This is a genomic window from Rhodococcus sp. NPDC003348 (assembly GCF_053589375.1).
This window is the reverse complement of record NZ_JBSFRT010000050.1, coordinates 23849-41506: the sequence shown is the minus strand read 5'-3', so window position 1 is coordinate 41506 and position 17658 is coordinate 23849. Positions and strand designations below refer to the sequence as shown.

Annotated in this window: 21 protein-coding genes, 1 tRNA gene and 1 riboswitch; of the genes, 11 read left to right on the top strand and 11 right to left on the bottom strand. The window is 69.3% G+C overall.

Annotated features, from left to right (window positions below; all coding sequences use genetic code 11):
* Positions 1–194: 194 nt before the first annotated feature.
* Complete coding sequence (locus tag ACWDU4_RS24800) at positions 195–1337, top strand: oxidoreductase (protein WP_450116599.1); 1143 nt, start codon at positions 195–197, stop codon at positions 1335–1337.
* A 173-nt stretch (positions 1338–1510) separates the two neighbouring features.
* Here the strand turns inward: ACWDU4_RS24800 and ACWDU4_RS24795 are convergent, their stop codons facing one another.
* From ACWDU4_RS24795 to ACWDU4_RS24785, 3 genes are all read right to left on the bottom strand, one after another.
* Complete coding sequence (locus tag ACWDU4_RS24795) at positions 1511–2419, bottom strand: poly(ethylene terephthalate) hydrolase family protein (RefSeq protein ID WP_450116598.1); 909 nt, start codon at positions 2417–2419, stop codon at positions 1511–1513.
* Positions 2420–2494: 75 nt separating this feature from the next.
* Positions 2495–3898 (bottom strand): sensor histidine kinase, encoded by a 1404-nt coding sequence (locus ACWDU4_RS24790; protein ID WP_450116597.1) that lies wholly within the window; start codon positions 3896–3898, stop codon positions 2495–2497.
* 5 nt (positions 3899–3903) lie between these two features.
* Positions 3904–4608 (bottom strand): response regulator transcription factor, encoded by a 705-nt coding sequence (locus ACWDU4_RS24785; RefSeq protein WP_450116596.1) that lies wholly within the window; start codon positions 4606–4608, stop codon positions 3904–3906.
* Between the two features lie 119 nt (positions 4609–4727).
* Positions 4728–4790, top strand: a riboswitch (guanidine-III (ykkC-III) riboswitch).
* Positions 4791–4804: 14 nt separating this feature from the next.
* Here ACWDU4_RS24785 and ACWDU4_RS24780 point away from each other — a divergent pair.
* Positions 4805–5119 carry a DMT family transporter gene (locus tag ACWDU4_RS24780; protein WP_450116595.1) on the top strand — a complete coding sequence of 105 codons (315 nt, stop codon included), beginning with the start codon at positions 4805–4807 and terminating at the stop codon, positions 5117–5119.
* 49 nt (positions 5120–5168) lie between these two features.
* Positions 5169–5978 (top strand): ABC transporter, encoded by an 810-nt coding sequence (locus ACWDU4_RS24775; protein WP_450116594.1) that lies wholly within the window; start codon positions 5169–5171, stop codon positions 5976–5978.
* Between the two features lie 18 nt (positions 5979–5996).
* Here ACWDU4_RS24775 and ACWDU4_RS24770 read toward each other — a convergent pair whose 3' ends face one another.
* The 3 genes from ACWDU4_RS24770 to ACWDU4_RS24760 are packed head-to-tail and all read right to left on the bottom strand — an operon-like array spanning position 5997 to position 7281.
* Positions 5997–6707: a dienelactone hydrolase family protein gene (locus ACWDU4_RS24770; RefSeq protein WP_450116593.1), complete on the bottom strand. Its 711-nt coding sequence runs from the start codon at positions 6705–6707 to the stop codon at positions 5997–5999.
* 45 nt (positions 6708–6752) lie between these two features.
* Positions 6753–7145 (bottom strand): tail fiber domain-containing protein, encoded by a 393-nt coding sequence (locus tag ACWDU4_RS24765; RefSeq protein ID WP_450116592.1) that lies wholly within the window; start codon positions 7143–7145, stop codon positions 6753–6755.
* 7 nt (positions 7146–7152) lie between these two features.
* Positions 7153–7281, bottom strand: coding sequence for a hypothetical protein (locus ACWDU4_RS24760; protein WP_450116591.1), 129 nt, complete (start codon positions 7279–7281; stop codon positions 7153–7155).
* Between the two features lie 156 nt (positions 7282–7437).
* Here ACWDU4_RS24760 and ACWDU4_RS24755 point away from each other — a divergent pair, with 156 nt between their 5' ends.
* Entirely contained in the window at positions 7438–7800 is a 363-nt protein-coding gene (locus ACWDU4_RS24755; protein WP_450116590.1) for a hypothetical protein, read from the top strand.
* Positions 7801–7925: 125 nt separating this feature from the next.
* Positions 7926–8189 carry a hypothetical protein gene (locus tag ACWDU4_RS24750; protein WP_450116589.1) on the top strand — a complete coding sequence of 88 codons (264 nt, stop codon included), beginning with the start codon at positions 7926–7928 and terminating at the stop codon, positions 8187–8189.
* A 239-nt stretch (positions 8190–8428) separates the two neighbouring features.
* On the opposite strand, the gene ACWDU4_RS24745 is transcribed toward ACWDU4_RS24750, so the two are convergent.
* Both ACWDU4_RS24745 and ACWDU4_RS24740 read right to left on the bottom strand, forming a co-directional pair.
* Positions 8429–8503 (bottom strand) — tRNA-Thr (locus ACWDU4_RS24745).
* A gap of 80 nt (positions 8504–8583) precedes the next feature.
* Complete coding sequence (locus ACWDU4_RS24740) at positions 8584–8997, bottom strand: VOC family protein (protein ID WP_450116588.1); 414 nt, start codon at positions 8995–8997, stop codon at positions 8584–8586.
* A 111-nt stretch (positions 8998–9108) separates the two neighbouring features.
* On the opposite strand from ACWDU4_RS24740, the gene ACWDU4_RS24735 reads away from it, so the two are divergent.
* The 3 genes from ACWDU4_RS24735 (at position 9109) to ACWDU4_RS24725 (ending at position 11960) form a co-directional block, all read left to right on the top strand.
* Positions 9109–10050, top strand: coding sequence for a helix-turn-helix transcriptional regulator (locus tag ACWDU4_RS24735; RefSeq protein WP_450116587.1), 942 nt, complete (start codon positions 9109–9111; stop codon positions 10048–10050).
* 79 nt (positions 10051–10129) lie between these two features.
* Positions 10130–10504, top strand: coding sequence for a nuclear transport factor 2 family protein (locus ACWDU4_RS24730; RefSeq protein WP_450116586.1), 375 nt, complete (start codon positions 10130–10132; stop codon positions 10502–10504).
* A 1-nt stretch (position 10505) separates the two neighbouring features.
* Positions 10506–11960 (top strand): threonine/serine ThrE exporter family protein, encoded by a 1455-nt coding sequence (locus ACWDU4_RS24725; RefSeq protein ID WP_450116585.1) that lies wholly within the window; start codon positions 10506–10508, stop codon positions 11958–11960.
* 125 nt (positions 11961–12085) lie between these two features.
* Here ACWDU4_RS24725 and ACWDU4_RS24720 read toward each other — a convergent pair whose 3' ends face one another.
* From ACWDU4_RS24720 to ACWDU4_RS24710, 3 genes are all read right to left on the bottom strand, one after another.
* Complete coding sequence (locus ACWDU4_RS24720; protein WP_450116584.1) at positions 12086–12319, bottom strand: MbtH family protein; 234 nt, start codon at positions 12317–12319, stop codon at positions 12086–12088.
* Positions 12316–13683, bottom strand: a complete 1368-nt coding sequence (locus ACWDU4_RS24715; RefSeq protein WP_450116583.1) for a lysine N(6)-hydroxylase/L-ornithine N(5)-oxygenase family protein — start codon at positions 13681–13683, stop codon at positions 12316–12318. Before ACWDU4_RS24715 ends, ACWDU4_RS24720 begins: the two co-directional genes overlap by 4 nt.
* Before the next feature lie 179 nt (positions 13684–13862).
* Positions 13863–14663, bottom strand: a complete 801-nt coding sequence (locus ACWDU4_RS24710) for an alpha/beta fold hydrolase (RefSeq protein WP_450116582.1) — start codon at positions 14661–14663, stop codon at positions 13863–13865.
* Between the two features lie 174 nt (positions 14664–14837).
* Between ACWDU4_RS24710 and ACWDU4_RS24705 the strand changes: the two genes are divergently transcribed.
* The 3 genes from ACWDU4_RS24705 (at position 14838) to ACWDU4_RS24695 (ending at position 17615) form a co-directional block, all read left to right on the top strand.
* Positions 14838–15773 (top strand): tyrosine-protein phosphatase, encoded by a 936-nt coding sequence (locus ACWDU4_RS24705; protein WP_450116581.1) that lies wholly within the window; start codon positions 14838–14840, stop codon positions 15771–15773.
* A 158-nt stretch (positions 15774–15931) separates the two neighbouring features.
* Positions 15932–16105, top strand: coding sequence for a hypothetical protein (locus tag ACWDU4_RS24700; RefSeq protein WP_450116580.1), 174 nt, complete (start codon positions 15932–15934; stop codon positions 16103–16105).
* Positions 16032–17615 (top strand): alpha,alpha-trehalose-phosphate synthase (UDP-forming), encoded by a 1584-nt coding sequence (locus ACWDU4_RS24695; RefSeq protein WP_450116579.1) that lies wholly within the window; start codon positions 16032–16034, stop codon positions 17613–17615. Before ACWDU4_RS24700 ends, ACWDU4_RS24695 begins: the two co-directional genes overlap by 74 nt.
* Positions 17616–17658: the final 43 nt, after the last annotated feature.

The window sequence follows — 17658 nt, the reverse complement described above, 5'->3', positions numbered from 1 at the left end:
CACCGCAACCATCCCTCCGTTCACCACCCCTCAAGGAACCCTTAAATGCCGCGGGGGGGGGGCGGGCTGTGGCGGGGCTTTGGCGGGGCCGGCCGGGAAGGTCCCGGCGAGCGGGACATGACGTGCACGGCAACGGGTCGACGGGGTTGATTGGGGTTCCCTGCCCGTCCCCTTCAGGAGTTGTGACCGCCATCGTGACCGCCACCGATTCCCCGCTGTACCGTCCGTTGCGCGTTCGCGGGCTCGAGCTGCCGAACCGCATCGTGATGTCCCCGATGACGCGCACCCACTCCCCGGGCGGTGTGCCGACCGAGGACGTCGCGCAGTACTACCGGCGGCGTGCCGAGGGCGGCACCGGACTGATCGTGACCGAGGGTGTCGCGATCGGTCATCCGAGCGCGGTGGATCACCCGGACGTGCCGAACATTTACGAGCCTGCGGCCGTCGACGGGTGGCGGCGAGTGGTCGACCAGGTGCACGAGGCGGGCGGCCGGATCGCGCCGCAGCTGTGGCACGTCGGCCCGCTGTTCGGTGCGATGCGCCGCATCGACGACGTGACGCCGATGCGCCCGTCGGGCGTGTGGGGCGAGCCGGGCGTGACCTCCTACTCGCAGGACTACGTCGAGCGCGCCGTCGTGCCGACCGCCGCGATGACCGAGTCGGACATCGAGGCCGTGATCGCCGCGTACGCCGACGCGGCGATCACGGCCGCCGAGATCGGCTTCGACGCGATCGCAATCCACGGCGGCCACGGCTACCTGCTGGACTCGTTCCTGTGGGCCTCGACGAACCTGCGGGACGACGCGTGGGGCGGAGACCTGCAGCGGCGCACCGCGTTCCCCGTCGCCGTGCTGCGGGCGATCCGCGAGGCGATCGGCGAGGACCTGCCGATCATCTACCGTTTCTCGCAGCACAAGCAGCAGGACTTCGCCGCGCGCCTCGCCGAGACGCCCGAAGAGCTGGGCGCCATCCTCGGTGCCCTCGTCGATGCCGGGGCGGATGTTCTCGACGCCAGCTCCCGCCGATTCGACGCCCCGGCGTTCGAGGGTAGCGACCTGTCGCTGGCCGGCTGGGCCAAGCGCACCACCGGTGCGATCACGATGGCCGTCGGTTGCGTCGGACTCGGCAAGTCGCTGCGCGACGGCCGCCTGGCCGGGCCGACGGTGGAGTCCGTCGACAATCTCGACGAGCTCGAACGACGCCTGGCCGCAGACGAATTCGACCTCGCCGCGATCGGGCGCCTGCACCTCGCCGACCCGCGCATCGCGGAGACGCTGCGCGCAGGCGGTCCGCTGCCCGAGTTCGACCGCCGCGTCCACGAGGCCGTCCTCACCTAGTCGACGGTGCCGGGCGGCCCCTCATTCCGCCCGGCACCGTCTTCCGCCACCGCTCCACCCGCCCCGTTCTCGGTGCGCCCGGAGGACCGCCGCACCCTCACGGGTAACCGATTTCGGGTCCTCCGGTTCTTCGAGTCCTGGCGATTCTTCGACGCCCCCTCGGGTCCGTCGATTCACCAACCCTTGACCGCGGTCCCGTCCCACCCCGGATCCGCCAACAGCTCCGGTGCCGGACCGACGAAGGCGCGCGCGGCGTCGTTGTCACCAGCGAGGGTGAAGCGCAACCACGCGGTGAGGTACCCGCGGAATCCACCTCCGTCGGTCGGCCAGTTGTGCCCCACCCCCAGCAGGCGGCCGCGGGCCGCGGGACCCGGGCTCAGGCCCTGGTAGGCGGCCTGCGGAATGGCCGTCGAGACCGGATCCTCGGCCCCGGTCAGATAGAACACCGGACCGGTCAGGCGAGTCACGTCGATCACGTCGACGGGCCGAGTGGCCCACCAGGGGTCGGGCAGGTCGAGCACGGCGGTGGAGGTGATGAGCCCGTCGGAGTCGGTGCTGGCGTTGATCGAACCCCCGGCGCCCTGCGAATGTCCGACCGCGGCGACGTGAGCGATGTCGATGCGATCGTGAAAGACGCTCGCCGGGTTGTCGTTCTGCGCCAGGATGTAGCGCGCTGCCGCCAGGATCTCGGTCCCGTCGCCGGTGACGCTGCTGTCGGCGACCACGACGACGAAGCCCCAGGATGCCAGGTGGCGTAGCAATTCCTCGTACTGCCTGTACGTCGCGTAGCTTCCGTTGCCGAAGGTGACCACCGGATGGCGGTCGGGACCGGTGGCGATGTCGGCGGGATGGAACACCTGATATCCGGGCACCGCAACCGATGTGACGGCGTGCATGCCGGTGGCCGCGTAGCGCTCGCTGACGGGTTGCCGCTCGGGAGTAGCGGGAGCCACCGGCGCCGCGGGAGCCGATGCGAGCGCCGGCGCCGAGAATCCGGACGCCATCGGCATCGCGATCATCGCGCTGACGATCAGTGTCCGGGCACATCGGGTGGAGGGCAGCAGAGGTCGCCGTAACGTCACGGACCCACCCTACCCACCGAGGTCGGAGGAGAAGTGGGTGTCGAGCGCCGGCGTGGAACCGGTTCGCAGAACCGGCTACTCGTCCCCGCTGGCACGCGGAAGCAACACCCGGAACACCGCTCCCCCGCTGTCGGGGGACTCCACGGTCACGGTGCCACCGTGCGCGGCGACGAGGGCAGCGACGATGGACAGGCCCAGCCCGCTGCCGCCGGACTGCCGGGTGCGGGACGAGTCGGCCCGGTAGAACCGCTCGAACACGCGGTCGCGCGCTTCGGCGTCGAGGCCCGGCCCGGTGTCGGCGACCTCGAGCAACGCGTGCTCGCCGACGGTGCCGACCCGCACCGTTATCGCGGCGTCGGCGGGCGTGTGGCCGAGAGCGTTGCCCACGAGGTTCGTCAGCACCTGACGGATCCGGGCGTCGTCGCCGAGCACCTCCGGCCGCCCCGGGCCGTCGACGACCTCCAGCGCGATGGACCGCTCGGGGGCGATGGCCCGGGCCGCGTGAACGCCGTCGGCCGCGACCGTCAGCAGATCGACCGGGACCTGTTCGAGTGGACGCTGCGCGTCGAGCCGGGCCAGCATCAGCAGGTCCTCGACGAGCAGGCCCATCCGGGACGCCTCGGACTCGATCCGCGACATCGCCTGACCGGCATCGGGAATCGCACCCTGCCGATAAAGTTCCGCGAATCCGCGGATCGTGGTGAGCGGGGTGCGCAGTTCGTGGCTGGCGTCGGCGACGAACCGCCGCATCTTCTCCTCGGAGCGGCGGGCCGACTCCTCGGACGCCTCGGTCGCGGCGAACGCCGTCTGGATCTGCTCGAGCATCCCGTTCAGCGCGACCGTCAGCCGACCGACCTCCGTGCGGTCCTCACGGATCGGGATCCGTTGGTGCAGACGCCCTTCCGCGATCGCGGCCGCGGTCTCCTCGACCTCCACGAGTGGTCGCAGGCTGCGGCGGACCACGAAGTACCCGATCACCCCCAGCGCGACGAGGACCACGACACCGATTCCGATCTGCAGACCGATCAGCCGTTCCACGGTCGCGTCGACGTCGCCGAGTCGCACCGCGACCGTGACGGCGCCGTCCGGCGTCGTCGACGTCAGCACCCGCCAGTGCTTGTCCGGGTCGCCGATCGAGCCGACCGTCGCCGGTCCCGACCCGGTGTACCCGGTGAGATCCGGATCGACCGGCAGGTCGTTGATCTCACGGGTGGCCCCGTCCGGGGTTTCGCTGCGCACGTAGAACTGGCTCGGAGGGCGTGACGGCCCCGGCTCCGAGTCCGGTGGCGGCAGCGGGTGCAGGCGGGGTTTCGCCCAGGTGTGCGACGCGTCCCGCAGCGAGGTGTCGATCCGGGAGATCAGCGAGTTCTTCATCGCCGAGGTCACCGCCACCCCGGACGCGAGCAGGCCCAGCGCAGCCAGCACCAGCAGCGCCGCCACCAGCGTCACCCGCAGAGGCGGCCGGCGCACTCCGCGCATCCGCGCTACCTCGGCTCACGCATGACGTACCCGACGCCACGCAGGGTGTGGATCAGGCGCGGCTCGGTGGTGTCCACCTTGCGGCGCAGGTACGACACGTAGGACTCGACGACACCGACCTCGCCGCCGAAGTCGTAGTGCCAGACGTGGTCGAGGATGCGGGGTTTGCTCAGCACCACACCGGCGTTGACCATGAAGTAGCGCAGCAGGGTGAACTCGGTCGGCGACAGCGACACCTGCTCCCCCGCCTTCCACACCTCGTGGGTGTCGTCGTCGAGCTCGATGTCCGCGAACGTGATCCGGGACGATTCGACGACGTTCGGGTCCCGGGTCACGCGGCGCAGGATCACCCGCAGCCGGGCCACGACCTCCTCGAGGCTGAACGGCTTGGTGACGTAGTCGTCGGCGCCGAGGGTCAGCCCTGTCACCTTGTCCTCGACGGCGTCCTTCGCGGTGAGGAACAGGACCGGGGCGTCGATGCCGTCGGCACGCAGCCGGCGCAGCAGGCCGAAGCCGTCCATGCCGGGCATCATCACGTCGAGGATCATCGCGTCGGGCCGGAACGCCTTCGCCTTGTCGAGTCCCTCGGCCCCCGCGGACGCGGTCTCCACCTCGAAACCCTGGAAGCGCAGACTCACCGACAGCAACTCGACGATGTTCGGCTCGTCGTCGACGATCAGGATCTTTGCATCGGGTTTGGTGACAGTCACTACGCCATCATCACCCCGATCCCTGTCCGGTCGCTGATCGCCATCTGGGAGTTTCCTGTGAGCCTCTGGTCAGATCGCTCACATCCGCTACTCCCCCCGTGTGAGCCGTTGCTACGGTGGAAGCGTCAACGACGACATCCGGACGAGCGCACCGTACCCGGCCAGCGAAAAGACGGTGCCTGGGAGGGATTTCGTCATGGCCTGGATTGTTCTCGTCATCTCAGGTGTCCTCGAAGCCGTGTGGGCGACCGCCCTCGGCAAGTCCGACGGCTTCACCCGGCTGGCCCCCTCCGTCGTGTTCGGCGTCGCGATCGTCGCGAGCATGGCGGGCCTGGCGTACGCGATGCGGACGCTGCCTGTGGGCACGGCCTACGCGGTGTGGGTCGGCATCGGTGCCGCACTGACCGTTGGATATGCGATGGTCACCGGCAGCGAATCCGCGTCGGTGATGAAGGTGCTGCTCATGCTCGGCATCGTCGGCTGTGTGGTCGGCCTCAAGGCCCTGCACTGACCCGCGACGGATCCGGTCGGCGTCCGTAATCGGCGGTTACAGTGATCGCATGAACCTGGTGGCGATGGTCACACTGCCGGCGAGGGTGGGCCTCCTGCTCACCGACACCGCGCTGGGCGTGGCCGAGTCGGCCCTGGGTGCGGCGCGCGTGGTGGTGTCCGCGTCGGTGACCGGCGACGTGGCGGGCCTCGGCGGCCTTGCCGCCGCGAACCCGTCCGGCCCGCTCAAGCTGCTGCAGCAGGTCGCCGAACTCGCCTCCGATCAGCGTCCGCTCGGGCAGGCGATGCGCCCGGGCGGTCCTGTCGACCGGCTCCTCGAACCGGGCGGCGTCGTCGACCGGCTCACCGCGCCCGGGGGCACCCTGGAACGGATCATCGAACCGGGCGGCCCCCTCGAACGCCTCCTCGCCCCGGGCGGGCCGGTGGAGCGCCTGCTCGACGAGGACGGCCCCGTCGAGCGGCTCCTCGCCCCCGGCGGCCTGCTGGATCGGCTCACGGCCGAGGACGGCCCGCTCGAACGACTCACCGCGACCGCCGGACCACTCGAAACCCTCACCAAGGAGGGCGGCATCATCGACCGTGCCCTCGAGGAGGGCGGCGTGCTCGAGTCCCTGCTCGCCAAGGATGGCCCGCTGGAACGGATCATCGCCGAGGGCGGTCCACTCGACCAGATCGTGTCGCTGTCGGAGACCCTCACCTCCCTCGCCCCGAACCTGGAACAGATGGGCGACAGCATCGAAATGCTCCGGGAGACCGTCGGTGTCCTCAGCGCCGCCGTGGGGCCGCTCGGTGAACTCGCGGGCAGACTGCCCGGCCGCTGGCTCAAGAGCGGCCGGCCGAACGCGACCGAATTGCACTAGCCCCCAACGGCCCCGTCGTCAGGTGCTCGTCGTCGTCAGGTGCTCGTCGAGGAATCCGTAGACCCGGCGCCAGGCGTCCCGGGTCTGCTCCTCGCCGTACGCGAACCCGACGACCCGCAACAGCGGTGCCGCGGGACCGGCGGGCAGGTGGTTGGCGAAACTGTGCCCGACCCCGGAATACGTCTTGACGTCGTGCGGAATTCGCTGCCGGTCGAGGGCGGCGGACAGTTTCGCGCCTGCCCGCGGCAGGATCGGGTCGCGGGAACCGTAGCTGGCGACGATCGGGCAGGCCCCGCCGAGCGCCTCGTCCAGGTGCCGCGGCAACGGGCCGTAGAAGGGAGCGGACGCATCGAAACCCATGGGCGACAACGCCAACGCGAATCCACCGCCCATACAGAATCCGACCACCGCGACCGCGCCCGTGCAGTCCGAGCTCGCCCGCAGGTGATCGCGGGCGGCGAGCAGGTCCGTGAACGCCCGCCCCCGCCGGCGGATCAGGTCGCGGAACACGCCCGTCATGCAGCGCGCGACGCCGCCGCGCGAGTAGAGGTCCGGAGCCAGCGCCAGGTAGCCGTGGTCGGCGATGTCCCGTGCGATGCCGCGGATATCGGCGCCGAGGCCGAGCGCGTCGTGCACCACCACGACGCCCGGGTGCGGGCCGTCGCCGTCCGGCCGTTCGAGTACCGCGTCGATCGCGCCGTCCGGAGTGTCGATGGTGAGTGCTGGCATCGCTGACCTCCGGGCCGGATAGGGCGTCGGGTCAGGATAGCCGCCTCACCGCGGATCGGTTGGCGCCTCGGCCTCATTCGCGTCCCGCAGTCGGTCGAGCTCCGCCTCCACCGCGACCAGTCGCCGGTACAGCGCCTGGACGGCGGCCATGCAGACGCCGTTCGCGTCGACCTGGGCGATGCTGCGGTCCGAGGACCCCAGCCCGAAGGTCTGGGCGAAATCCTGCGCCATCGGCCCGAGGTGCCGGACCGATTCGTGGTCGAACCGGTAGGTCCACACACTGAGCGGGAGGCCGGCCAGGCGTTCGAGCACCTCGTTCGCCCCCTCCGGAACTCCGGATTCGGCCGCGACGCCACGGCGCCGGGCCGCGTGGGACCGCAGCCACGCGAGGGGATGGTGGACAACCACCGTCGATTGGCGGCCGTCCCGGTCACTCACCGGACGGTCAGGGCCGCAGCGGGCGGATGTGATGCTTTGCTCTGACGTCGCTGAGCAGAATCCCGATGCCGGCTCCGAGCAGGCTGATTCCGATACTCACCGCTGCCGCGCCGAGGCCGATCGCGAGTCCAAGCATGATTCCTCCAAGGCTCTCGTCGAGTCGATCGTCGGGGCGGCCTCGCGTGGGGCGGCCCCCACGAATGAACAATTCCACGCTCGTCCTCCCGCGGACCGATTGCAACAGTCCGACCGATGTCAGGTTTCCCCGGACGGTCTGATACAGATACCGGTCATGAAGCGCATCGTTTTCGCCGCAATCGCGGCCGCCTCCGTGTCCCTGCTCGCCGTCGGCTGCGGGTCGGACACCGACTCGACCGACACGTCGGCGGACGCCACGACGGCCGCATCGTCGTCGGACGATTTCGCGGAAACCGCTGCCACCGGCGACGTCTACGTCGACACCTGCAACGGCGTGTCCGCCTACATCCAGACACTCAAGGAATCCGGGCTCACCGCCGAGGAGAACTCGCCGGAGGCGATCGGCGAGGAGTTCATCACGCTGGCGAAGGCAGAGCCGGACTGGGCGGGCAAGTCCGAGCAGGACAAGGCGGACTTCGAACGTGGAGTGAAGGCCGCGGTCGCCGGTAGCTGCTGAGCGTCCACCGGCCCACGCGCCCCCGACGACTCCGGTCGCGGGGGCGCGCTGCGTCGGAGGCAGGGACCGCGGTCATCCCCGCTCGAGGAAAAGACCGACCAAACCGCGAGCATACAATTGGCAAAATGGAAGCGCGGACAGTGAACAACCCCGCCCTGCGGCGGGAGGCGCTGTCCCGATGGGCGCTCGCTTGGGATCCGCTGCTCGATCGCACGGAGCTCACCGGATGGGCCGGTCAACTGTCGGAGGTGATGACCGCGGTGGTAGACAGCGCCGTGATCTGGTCTCCCACCACGGACACCATCGTCGCTCCCCGTTCGCGCTCGTCGACCGATCTCGACGGGCGCATGTGGCGCGCCATCGAGTTGCTGACCGGAATCGAGCCGTGACGACAGGCGAGGGCGTCGGTGCAGCCACGAAATTCACCCCAGGTTCACCCCCGAATCCGCGCGGCGGCTACGCATCAGCAACCCCGATTCGCGCTACCGTTCCTTCACGTCGTTCTTGCCCTCCCCGGCGAACGACGCAGGCCCACCGGACCGAGCCCCCAATTCGGCCGGTGGGCCACAGCCCCAACTCGGCGGCATGAAAAAGGCCCTGAACTGCGGTTCGCAATTCAGGGCCTTGATGGAGCCCCCTGTCGGGATTGAACCGACGACCTTTCGCTTACAAGGCGAGTGCTCTACCACTGAGCTAAGGAGGCGGACAAAGCGCGCCCATCATATCCATCCGCCTCACGGACACTGAAAACCGGCGCGGCAAACGTCCTCCTCGCCGCGCACCTCACCCAACCTTCGAAGCGAGGACGTCGAGGTAGTGCTGGTTGTACATGACACCGAGGACGTTGCCGAAGGGGTCGACGACCGAGGCGGTGACGAATCCCGGTCCGCGTTCCAGGGGCTTGTCGTGGACGCTGGCCCCCAGCGAGAGCAGTCGCTCGAAGGCGGCCGTGGCGTCATCCACGTGCCAGTAGACGATCTGGCCTGCGGGCTGCTCGGTGCGGGCGTGCGGCGCGAACCGGGCGTCGACGATGCCGAGTTCGTGCTGGAGGTCGCCGATACGGAACTCGACGTACGCGGTGCGCCCGTCGACGTCGCGGGCGAAGTAGGGCTCGATTCCGAGCACCTCGGTGTACCAGTCCTTGGCGGCCGCGACGTCGTCGGCGAAGAAGCTGACAGTGGTGAGTCCTCGCAACATCGGTGATTCCCTTCGGTTCTGCCTGCAGTGGCCTGTTCGGTTGATGACGAGATCCATCCTCACGGTCAAAGCGCTCATCAACTGAGCACTTTGTTTGGGAAACTCGACGACATGCGCGCAGACCGTCTCGTCGCCACCCTCCTGCTGATGCAGTCCCGCGGACGGGTCACCGCGGCCGAGGTCGCCGACGAACTCGAGGTGTCCGTCGCGACGGCCCGCCGCGACCTGGAGGCCCTGTCCGCGGCGGGCATCCCGGTGTACCCGCAGGCTGGGCGAGGCGGCGGCTGGTCCCTCGTCGGCGGTGCCCGCACGGACCTGTCCGGTCTGTCCGCGACCGAAGCGCAGGCCCTGTTCCTGCTCGTCGGCCCGGCGGCGGCCGTGTCGTCCGAGGCGAAGGCCGCGCTGCGCAAGCTCGTCCGTGCGCTGCCCCAGACGTTCCGGGCCGACGCCGAGGCCGCCGCAGAGGCCGTGATGATCGACCCGACCCGCTGGGGCGAACGCGAACGCGACCGGCCGGAGGTGGTCGCACTGCTACAGGACGCCGTGGTCCGCCGGCGCAAGGTCCGGCTCGCCTACGTCAACGGCGCGAGATCGCGCAGCGAGCGGCTCGTCGAGCCGTGGGGCCTGGTCACCAAGGACGACACCTGGTACCTGATCGCGGGGACCGACCGTGGCCGACGCACGTTCCGGGTGGATCGGATCGCCGAGGCGCAGACCACCGACCATCCCGCCGGGCGACCCGACGACTTCGAACTCGCCGCGACCTGGGAGGAGGTGGTCGGGAAGATGGAGGAGCGGCGATCGACCACCTGGGCGACCGTGCTGATCGAACCGCGATTCGTACCGATCCTGCGTGACCACTTCGGCCGCCACTGCCACGCCGACGGCGACACCGACGACGGCCGCGCCCGTGTCCGCCTGGCCGCCCCGACCCCGCTGGACATCGCCCGCAACCTCGCCGGCTGGGGCGCGGCGGTCGAGGTGCTCGAACCGCAGACCGTACGAGACGAGCTGGCGCGGATCGGCACCGAACTGGCCGGGCGGTATGCCTAGGGCACCGCACCGTAAGGCGGGCGACGCCGCGCCCCGCGCGTCCACGCCCCGTCGCCCGGGAACCGATAGCGTGAAGGCCATGAGTACCTCCGAGATCGCCACGGTCCTCGCGTGGCACGACGCGCTGAACGCCTCCGACCTCGACACCCTGCTGGCGCTCTCCAGCGACGACATCGAGATCGCCGACGCGGAGGGGGCGGGCCAGGGCCTCGGCGCGCTGCGGGAATGGGCATCGACCGCCGGGCTGACGCTCGATCCCGGCCGCATGTTCGTGCACGAGGGAGTGGTGGTCGTCGAGGAGGCGACCAAGGTCGCGGCCCGCCCCGGCGAGACGACCACCATGGCCATGGCCTTCCGGGTCGTGCACGACCAGGTCACCTCGGTCTTCCGGCACGACGACCTGGCCGCCGCGTTCGAAGCGACCGACCTGACGGAAGCGGACCTGGTGTCCTGACGTGTCGAGGTGGCGCAGTGTCCTCGACACACTGAGCAACCTCGTCGGAGAACGCGCTGTCGTCGACGAACCGGTCGCCGCGCCCACTCCCCTGCGGCCGATCGACCTCACCGACGATGCACGGGTCGCCGAGGTGCTCGATCTGGCGGTGCGCTCGGGCGAGGTGCTACTCGCGGCCGGGACGTCCGTCGCCGACACCACCACCCAGATCCAGTTCGTCGCCGCGACCTACGGGCTGGCCCGCTGCGACGTCGACGTCACATACAACTCGATCCGCGTCAGCGCGCACCGGGGTCCGACGATGCCCCCTGCCACCAGCATGCGGATCGTGCACTACCGATCGCACGACTTCACCCGCCTCGCCGCGGTCGACAAACTGACCCGTCAGCTGCGCACCGAGGCGATCGACCCGGCGATCGCGCTGGCGGAGATCAGCGCGATCAACCGGGCACCCCACCCCTACAACCGCTGGGTCGCGACATTCGGCTGGTCCGCCATGGCCGCCTCGGTGTCCGTGCTGCTGGGCGGCGGCGCGCTCGTCGCACTGATCAGCTTCCTGACGACCGCGGTCATCTACCTGATGAACCTGGGACTGAACCGGATCGGGCTGCCGTTCTTCTTCCAGCAGGTGGCGGGCGGTTTCGTGGCGGCCGCCCCGGCCGGAGTGCTGTACGCGCTGCGCGATCCACTCGATCTCGACGTCAAACCGTCGCTGGTCATCGCGGCAGGTGTGACCGTGCTGCTGTCCGGCCTGGCGCTGGTCGGATCGGTGCAGGACGCGATCACCGGCTCCCCGGTCACGGCAGTGGCACGGTTCTTCGAGGTGCTGATGATGACCGGCGGGATCATCGCCGGCGTGGCGATCTCGCTGCGGATCGCAGCGGCACTGGGGACTCCGCTGCCGGACACCACCCCGGCACCGATCTCACCCAGTTTCAGCGAAACGCCCGTGCAGGTCGCCGCGGGTGCGTTCACGGCGTTGTTCTTCGCCCTCGCCTGCTACGCCGAGCGCCGGGCGCTCCTGGTGGCAGGGCTCAGCGGCGCCGCGGGCATCCTCGTCTACTACTCCGTGCGGCTGATCCTGTCGATCGGACCGGTGGTCGGCACGGCCATCGCGGCGACGGTGGTCGGGTTCGTCGGCGGCCTGCTCGCCCGGCGGGCACTGACGCCGCCGCAGGTGATCGCGGTCGCGGGCATCACCCCGCTGCTGCCGGGACTCGCCCTGTACCGCGCTCTCTACGCACTGCTGAGCGACGAGTTGCTACTCGGCATCAGTGCCCTGCTGTCGGCGTTCGGCATCGGCGTCGCACTCGCGGCCGGGGTCACGCTCGGTGAGTGGATGGCCCGCACCCTGCGGCGGCCGCGCATGATGCGCAGAACGGAAGCGCTCCGGCACCCGATCCTGCAGAGAATGCAGAACGGGCCCGGAGCGCGGAACCTCTGGTTTCGGCGTTGATCTGCCGGCACCGCCGGCGTGTTGATCCGCCGGCACCGCCGGCGTGTTGATCCGCCGGCACCGCCGGCGTGTTGATCCGCCGGCACCGCCGGCGTGTTGATCTGCCGTCACCGCCGGCGCGGTGACTAGCCGTTTCCGGCGGCCTTGTCCTTCTCCATCGCCTCACGCAGGCTCTTCGGCCGCATGTCGGTCCAGTTCTTCTCTACGTACTCGACGCAGGCCTGGCGGGTGTCCTCACCGAAAACCACGCGCCAGCCCTGCGGCACGTCGGAGAAGGTGGGCCACAACGAGTGCTGGTCCTCGTCGTTGACGAGCACATAGAAGCGGCCGTCTTCGTCGTCAAAGGGATTCGTGCTCATTTGGCCTCGCTTGTCGCAAACTCGTTCGTGGTGCTCTCCACCCCTGTGGAAGTCTCGACCCTATCAAGGTCGAAGTCCGCTGATCGATTTATCACGATGGAATTCAAGATCTCTCCCGCGCGGACCGCCACGTTCGACAGCAGCGAGGCCGTCAAGCCGTGGGTCTTCTCGGTCCCGCCCTGAAGGTAGATGCCGGCGCGCACGTCGGCCGGGGTGTCGAGACGGTAGTCGCGGGCGACCCCGGTGACCACGTCACCGGCCGGTGCGAATTCCCCGAGCAGCTCGCGGAGCGGCGCAGGCGCGAAGCCGGTGGCCAGAACGAGCGCGTCGCAGGTCAGCGTGTCGGTGAGTCCGTCGAGGTTGCTCCGGATCCCCACCTCGATGGCGTCCTCACCGTCCTGCACGGACACGACGTCCGACGCCCGATGCATGAACAGCCGCCGCTTCCCGCTGACCAGTTCCTGGTACTCGGCGGTGTACAGCTCGTTGATCAGGTCGATGTCGACGACGGAGTAGTTGGTGCCCTTGTGCAGGCCGAGCAGCCGCTCCCGTTCGAGGGGGCTGGCGCCGTGGAACTCGTCGACGGTGGACGGATCGAAGATCCGGTTGGCGTACGGGCTGTCGTCGGCGGGACTGTACCCGTACCGCGAGAACACGCTGTGCACCTCGGCCTGCGGGTAGTTCCGATGCAGGTACTGCACCACCTCGGCGGCGCTCTGTCCGGCGCCGAGCACCGCGAACCTCTGGTGCCGGACCTCGGGCATCTGCTCGAGGTGGAACAGGAACTTGTGATTGTGGAAGCAGCGCGGCGACGGCGTTGCCCATTCCGGCAGCCGCTCGCGCAGGCCTGCGCCGACCGCAATGTTTCGGGCGTACAGGGTCTGGCCGTCGGCGGTGTCAATGGCGAATTCGTCGACGGTGCCGTCACCGGAGCGGACCCCGCCGATCCCGGTGACCGCCACCCCGTACCGGACGTCGGCGTCGACGCGCTCGGCCGCCCACTGCAGGTAGTCGTTGAACTCGTGCCGGGTCGGGAAGAACGTCTGGTGGTTGACGAAGTCGACCAGCCGACCCCGATCGAAGAGGTAGGAGAAGAAGCTGTAGGTGCTCGCCGGGTTGCGGAAGGTCACCAGATCCTTCGGGAACGCGATCTGCATGGTGGCTCCGTCGAGGAGCATGCCCGGATGCCAGACGAACCGGTCCTGCCGCTCGACGAAGCGCGCCCGCACCCGGTCCTCGGGTGCGCAGGTCGCGTTGTGTTCCTCGATCGCGATGGCGAGTGCGAGGTTCGAGGGCCCGAACCCGACCCCGACGATGTCCAACACTTCGGACCGGGAATCCCCGGCCGTCCGAGTCGAAGTCATGGCAGCAGTCCATCCTCGCCGTGGTGCGCGGCGGTCCCGTTGTTCCCAGCGCCCCGCGGTCGATCCGAGGCCCCCGTATTAGTAGCGCAGCCTACCCTAATACTCAACGGGTTCCGTGTGCGAGGCGCGGGCCGGAACCAGCCCTCGAGGAACCTGAACCAGCCCGTGCGGAACCGGACCTAGCCCTTGAGGAAGTCGAGGATCGCGGAGTTCACCGCGTCCGGGCGCTCGAGGTAGCCGTAGTGACCGCAGTCTTCCAACTCGACGTACTGGGCACCCGGGATGGCCTTCGCGACCTCCGCGGCCAGGGTCGGCGCCAGCAGGCGGTCGTCAGCGAATCCGATCGCCAGGCACGGCACCGTGATCCTGCCGTACACGGACAGCCGGTCCCCGAAGTCGTCGAGGTTCTTCTGCGCCCGGACACCGGGCGAGGACTCGCCCTTCGAGAACGCGAAGATGTCGAGCCAGTCCTGCGCGGCCATCGGGTCGACCAGCGAGGCCGGCGACAGGTTCAGCACGGCCGTGATCGCCGCCCGGTACGAATCGGGCAGGACGATGCCCTGCCGATCCAGTTCCCGCTCACCCTCGGACAACGCCTTCTGCAGCGTGTCCCGGCGGCCGTGCGCGGCGAGGAAGACGGCCTTGCGAACCAGTTCCGGTCGGGAAAGTGCCAGTTCCTGGGCGATCCGGGCGCCGAGAGAGGTGCCGACGACGTAGGCCGGGCCGCCGAGGTGCTCGATCAGCGCGGCGGTGTCCGCCACCAGATCCTCGATCGTGAAACCGTCCGCGCATTCGTCGGTCGGCGCGATGCCGCGATTGTCGAACGTGCACACCCGGTAGCCCGCGGCGACCAGCGCAGGCACCTGGTGAAGGTCCCACACCCGGCCGGGGCTGCCCGTGCCCATGATCAGCACGACCAGATCACCGGAGCCCTTGACCTGGTAATTCAGCTGAATCCCGTTGATCGTGGCGAGCGGCATGAACAGACCTTTCCGAGGACGGCAACGACGCTGGTCACCGTACCCTGCGGCGGCCCGCCCGAACCCAGTGCATGGTGCACGCGAAGGCATGCTGAACGATCGACCAGAAACGCCTTCGGGCGGACCCGCGCCCTTGTAGCCTCGCACCGAGTTTCCCGGTCCACGAGGAGCACGATGAGTTCAGCACGCTCGACCCGTAGGTACTCACGCGCGATGGGCTTCACCCTCGCCGCCGCGATCGCAGCGATCCCCGCGCTCGCCGGCACCGCCTCCGCAACGCTGGTCGGCACCGCCTCCGCGGCCTCGGTGGACTGGGGCGACCTGAAGTCGGGATCGAGCAACTTCGGATCATCCGGCGAACAGCCGACACTTCCCGAGATCCCGCCGCCCTCCGCGGCCGCGATCCGGCTGGACGAGGCCAGGAACTTCCGCGACATCGGTGGCTACCGCACCTCCGACGGCCAGACCGTCCGCACCGGCCTGGTGTTCCGATCGAACAAGCTCAGTTCCCTCAGCGACTCCGACCAGGCCAAGCTGACCGCCGCGAACCTCACCCTCGACGTCGACCTGCGCAATGCGTCCGAACGCAAGGAGGCCCCGGACCGGATCCCCGCCGGCATCCGCTACCAGGTCGCGGACGTCGTCAGCCTCGAGAACGGCATCGGCTTCCACGAGGCCGTGCCACTGACCCTCGGGCGCGCCCTGATCGACGCCGCGACCAGCGGCTCGTCGGACATCGGACAAACCATCGGCTATCCGTTCATGGTCAACTACCGCGGATCGGACGTCGCGTTCCACGACCTGATCACGGCGATCGCGAACAACCCCGACGGCGCCACCGTCTACCACTGCAGCGCGGGCAAGGACCGCACCGGCTGGAGCACCGCGATCCTGCTGAGCATCCTCGGCGTGCCCCGCGACGTGATCAGCGCCGACTTCATGGCATCCAACGCCTATCTCGGCCGCGACGACGCCGTCGAACTGTCCTGGCTGAACGCCGCCTACGACCAGGCCGAGCGGATCTACGGCAGCATGGACGCCTACATTCGCGAGGGACTGGACATCGACCAGGCGACGATCGACACACTGCGCGCCAAGCTGCTCGTCTGACCGCGCCCGGACACGGTGGTCATCGCCCGCCCGGGCCCGAGAAGTGAGTGAACCCTAAACCAGACGGAACTGGCGCCGAGGGGCCCCGTTCTCTTAGAGTCGCGGGCAGAAATCCCCGGCTGCGCGTCCCGCAGCTTCCCCCTGGAGGAACCGGCATCATGGCCACCAAGACGACCACCGAGAACGACATCCCCGACGAGGAACTCGAACCCGTCACCGACGAAACCGCGCGACAGGCGCAGCGCGTCGTCGCCGCATATGCCGCAGACGCCGACGAATGCCGCATGTTGCTGTCTATGCTCGGCATCGGCCCCTCGGCCAAGATCGACTAGGTCGCCGACGCTGCCGGTCCGGCAGCGCGGCTTATGGAACAGGATCACAGTGGGCTCAGCCGCTTCGGAATTCGTCGTCGTCGCCAACCGGCTGCCCGTCGATCTGGAGAAGCTGCCGGACGGCAGCACCCGCTGGAAGCGCAGCCCCGGCGGACTGGTCACCGCCCTCGAACCCATCCTCCGCGGCAACAGCGGAGCATGGGTGGGCTGGCCCGGCGTCCCCGACACCGACCTCGAGCCGATCGTCGAGGACGGCATCGAGATGCACCCGGTCGCGCTGAGCTCCCAGGAGGTCGCGGACTACTACGAGGGCTTCTCGAACGCCACCCTGTGGCCGCTCTACCACGACGTGATCGTCCGCCCGGAGTACCGGCGCGAATGGTGGAACGCCTATGTCGAGGTCAATCGCCGTTTCGCGGAGCAGACGGCCGAGGCGGCCGCCGAGGGCGCGACCGTCTGGATCCAGGACTACCAGCTGCAGCTGGTCCCGAAGATGCTGCGGATGCTCCGGCCCGATCTGACCATCGGGTTCTTCCTGCACATCCCGTTCCCCCCGGTTGAACTGTTCATGCAGATGCCGTGGCGAACGGAGATCGTCGAAGGTCTGCTCGGCGCCGACCTGATCGGCTTCCACCTGCCCGGCGGGGCGGAGAACTTCCTGTTCCTCGCCCGTCGCCTGCTGGGTCACCAGACCTCCCGCGGCACCGTCGGGGTGCGGTCGAAACTCGGTGTCGTGCAGGTCGGTTTCCGCACCGTCCGGGTCGGCGCCTTCCCGATCTCCATCGACTCCGGCGCGCTCGACGTGCAGTCCCGCACCAAGGCGATCCGCGACCGCGCCCGGCAGATCCGCAAGGAACTCGGCAACCCGAAGAAGATCATGCTCGGCGTCGACCGTCTCGACTACACGAAAGGCATCGACGTCAGGCTCGACGCCCTGCACGAGCTCATTGCCGAAGGCCGGGTCGATCCCGCGGAGACCGTGATGGTCCAGCTGGCGACCCCGAGCCGGGAACGCGTCGAGTCGTACGTGCAGATGCGCGGCGAGATCGAGATGACGGTCAGCCGGATCAACGGCGAGTACGCGGAGGTCGGCCGGCCGGTCGTCCACTACATCCACCGTCCGATCGCCCGCGACGAGCTGATCGCGTTCTTCGTCGCCGCTGACGTGATGCTGGTGACGCCGCTGCGCGACGGCATGAACCTGGTGGCCAAGGAGTACGTGGCCTGCCGCAGCGACCTCGGTGGCGCGCTGGTGCTCAGCGAGTTCACCGGTGCCGCCGCCGAACTGCGCCAGGCGTTCCTGTGCAACCCGCACGATCTCGAAGACGTGAAGGACAAGATGGAGGCGGCGCTCACCCAGCCGCGCGAGGACGGTCGCCGGCACATGCGCGCCCTGCGTCGCCAGGTCCTCGCCCACGACGTCGACCGCTGGGCGAAGGCGTTCCTCACCGCTCTGTCCCGCGACTCGGTCGCCGGCCAGGCCCTGATGTCGACCGACCCGACCGACTGACCCGGGTACGAAAAATGGGGCGCCGCAGGATATTTCCTGCGGC

What these genes read in the sequence shown, in the direction of transcription:
- ACWDU4_RS24740 (WP_450116588.1), bottom strand. Translation starts at nt 8,997, where the DNA reads ATGTTGCGAGGACTCACCACTGTCAGCTTCTTCGCCGACGACGTCGCG.
- ACWDU4_RS24755 (WP_450116590.1), top strand. Translation starts at nt 7,438, where the DNA reads ATGAAGCGCATCGTTTTCGCCGCAATCGCGGCCGCCTCCGTGTCCCTG.
- ACWDU4_RS24695 (WP_450116579.1), top strand. Translation starts at nt 16,032, where the DNA reads ATGCCGCAGACGCCGACGAATGCCGCATGTTGCTGTCTATGCTCGGCA.
- ACWDU4_RS24730 (WP_450116586.1), top strand. Translation starts at nt 10,130, where the DNA reads ATGAGTACCTCCGAGATCGCCACGGTCCTCGCGTGGCACGACGCGCTG.
- ACWDU4_RS24715 (WP_450116583.1), bottom strand. Translation starts at nt 13,683, where the DNA reads ATGACTTCGACTCGGACGGCCGGGGATTCCCGGTCCGAAGTGTTGGAC.
- ACWDU4_RS24720 (WP_450116584.1), bottom strand. Translation starts at nt 12,319, where the DNA reads ATGAGCACGAATCCCTTTGACGACGAAGACGGCCGCTTCTATGTGCTC.
- ACWDU4_RS24750 (WP_450116589.1), top strand. Translation starts at nt 7,926, where the DNA reads ATGGAAGCGCGGACAGTGAACAACCCCGCCCTGCGGCGGGAGGCGCTG.
- ACWDU4_RS24770 (WP_450116593.1), bottom strand. Translation starts at nt 6,707, where the DNA reads ATGCCAGCACTCACCATCGACACTCCGGACGGCGCGATCGACGCGGTA.
- ACWDU4_RS24775 (WP_450116594.1), top strand. Translation starts at nt 5,169, where the DNA reads ATGAACCTGGTGGCGATGGTCACACTGCCGGCGAGGGTGGGCCTCCTG.
- ACWDU4_RS24710 (WP_450116582.1), bottom strand. Translation starts at nt 14,663, where the DNA reads ATGCCGCTCGCCACGATCAACGGGATTCAGCTGAATTACCAGGTCAAG.
- ACWDU4_RS24760 (WP_450116591.1), bottom strand. Translation starts at nt 7,281, where the DNA reads ATGCTTGGACTCGCGATCGGCCTCGGCGCGGCAGCGGTGAGTATCGGA.
- ACWDU4_RS24705 (WP_450116581.1), top strand. Translation starts at nt 14,838, where the DNA reads ATGAGTTCAGCACGCTCGACCCGTAGGTACTCACGCGCGATGGGCTTC.
- ACWDU4_RS24700 (WP_450116580.1), top strand. Translation starts at nt 15,932, where the DNA reads ATGGCCACCAAGACGACCACCGAGAACGACATCCCCGACGAGGAACTC.
- ACWDU4_RS24735 (WP_450116587.1), top strand. Translation starts at nt 9,109, where the DNA reads ATGCGCGCAGACCGTCTCGTCGCCACCCTCCTGCTGATGCAGTCCCGC.
- ACWDU4_RS24790 (WP_450116597.1), bottom strand. Translation starts at nt 3,898, where the DNA reads ATGCGCGGAGTGCGCCGGCCGCCTCTGCGGGTGACGCTGGTGGCGGCG.
- ACWDU4_RS24780 (WP_450116595.1), top strand. Translation starts at nt 4,805, where the DNA reads ATGGCCTGGATTGTTCTCGTCATCTCAGGTGTCCTCGAAGCCGTGTGG.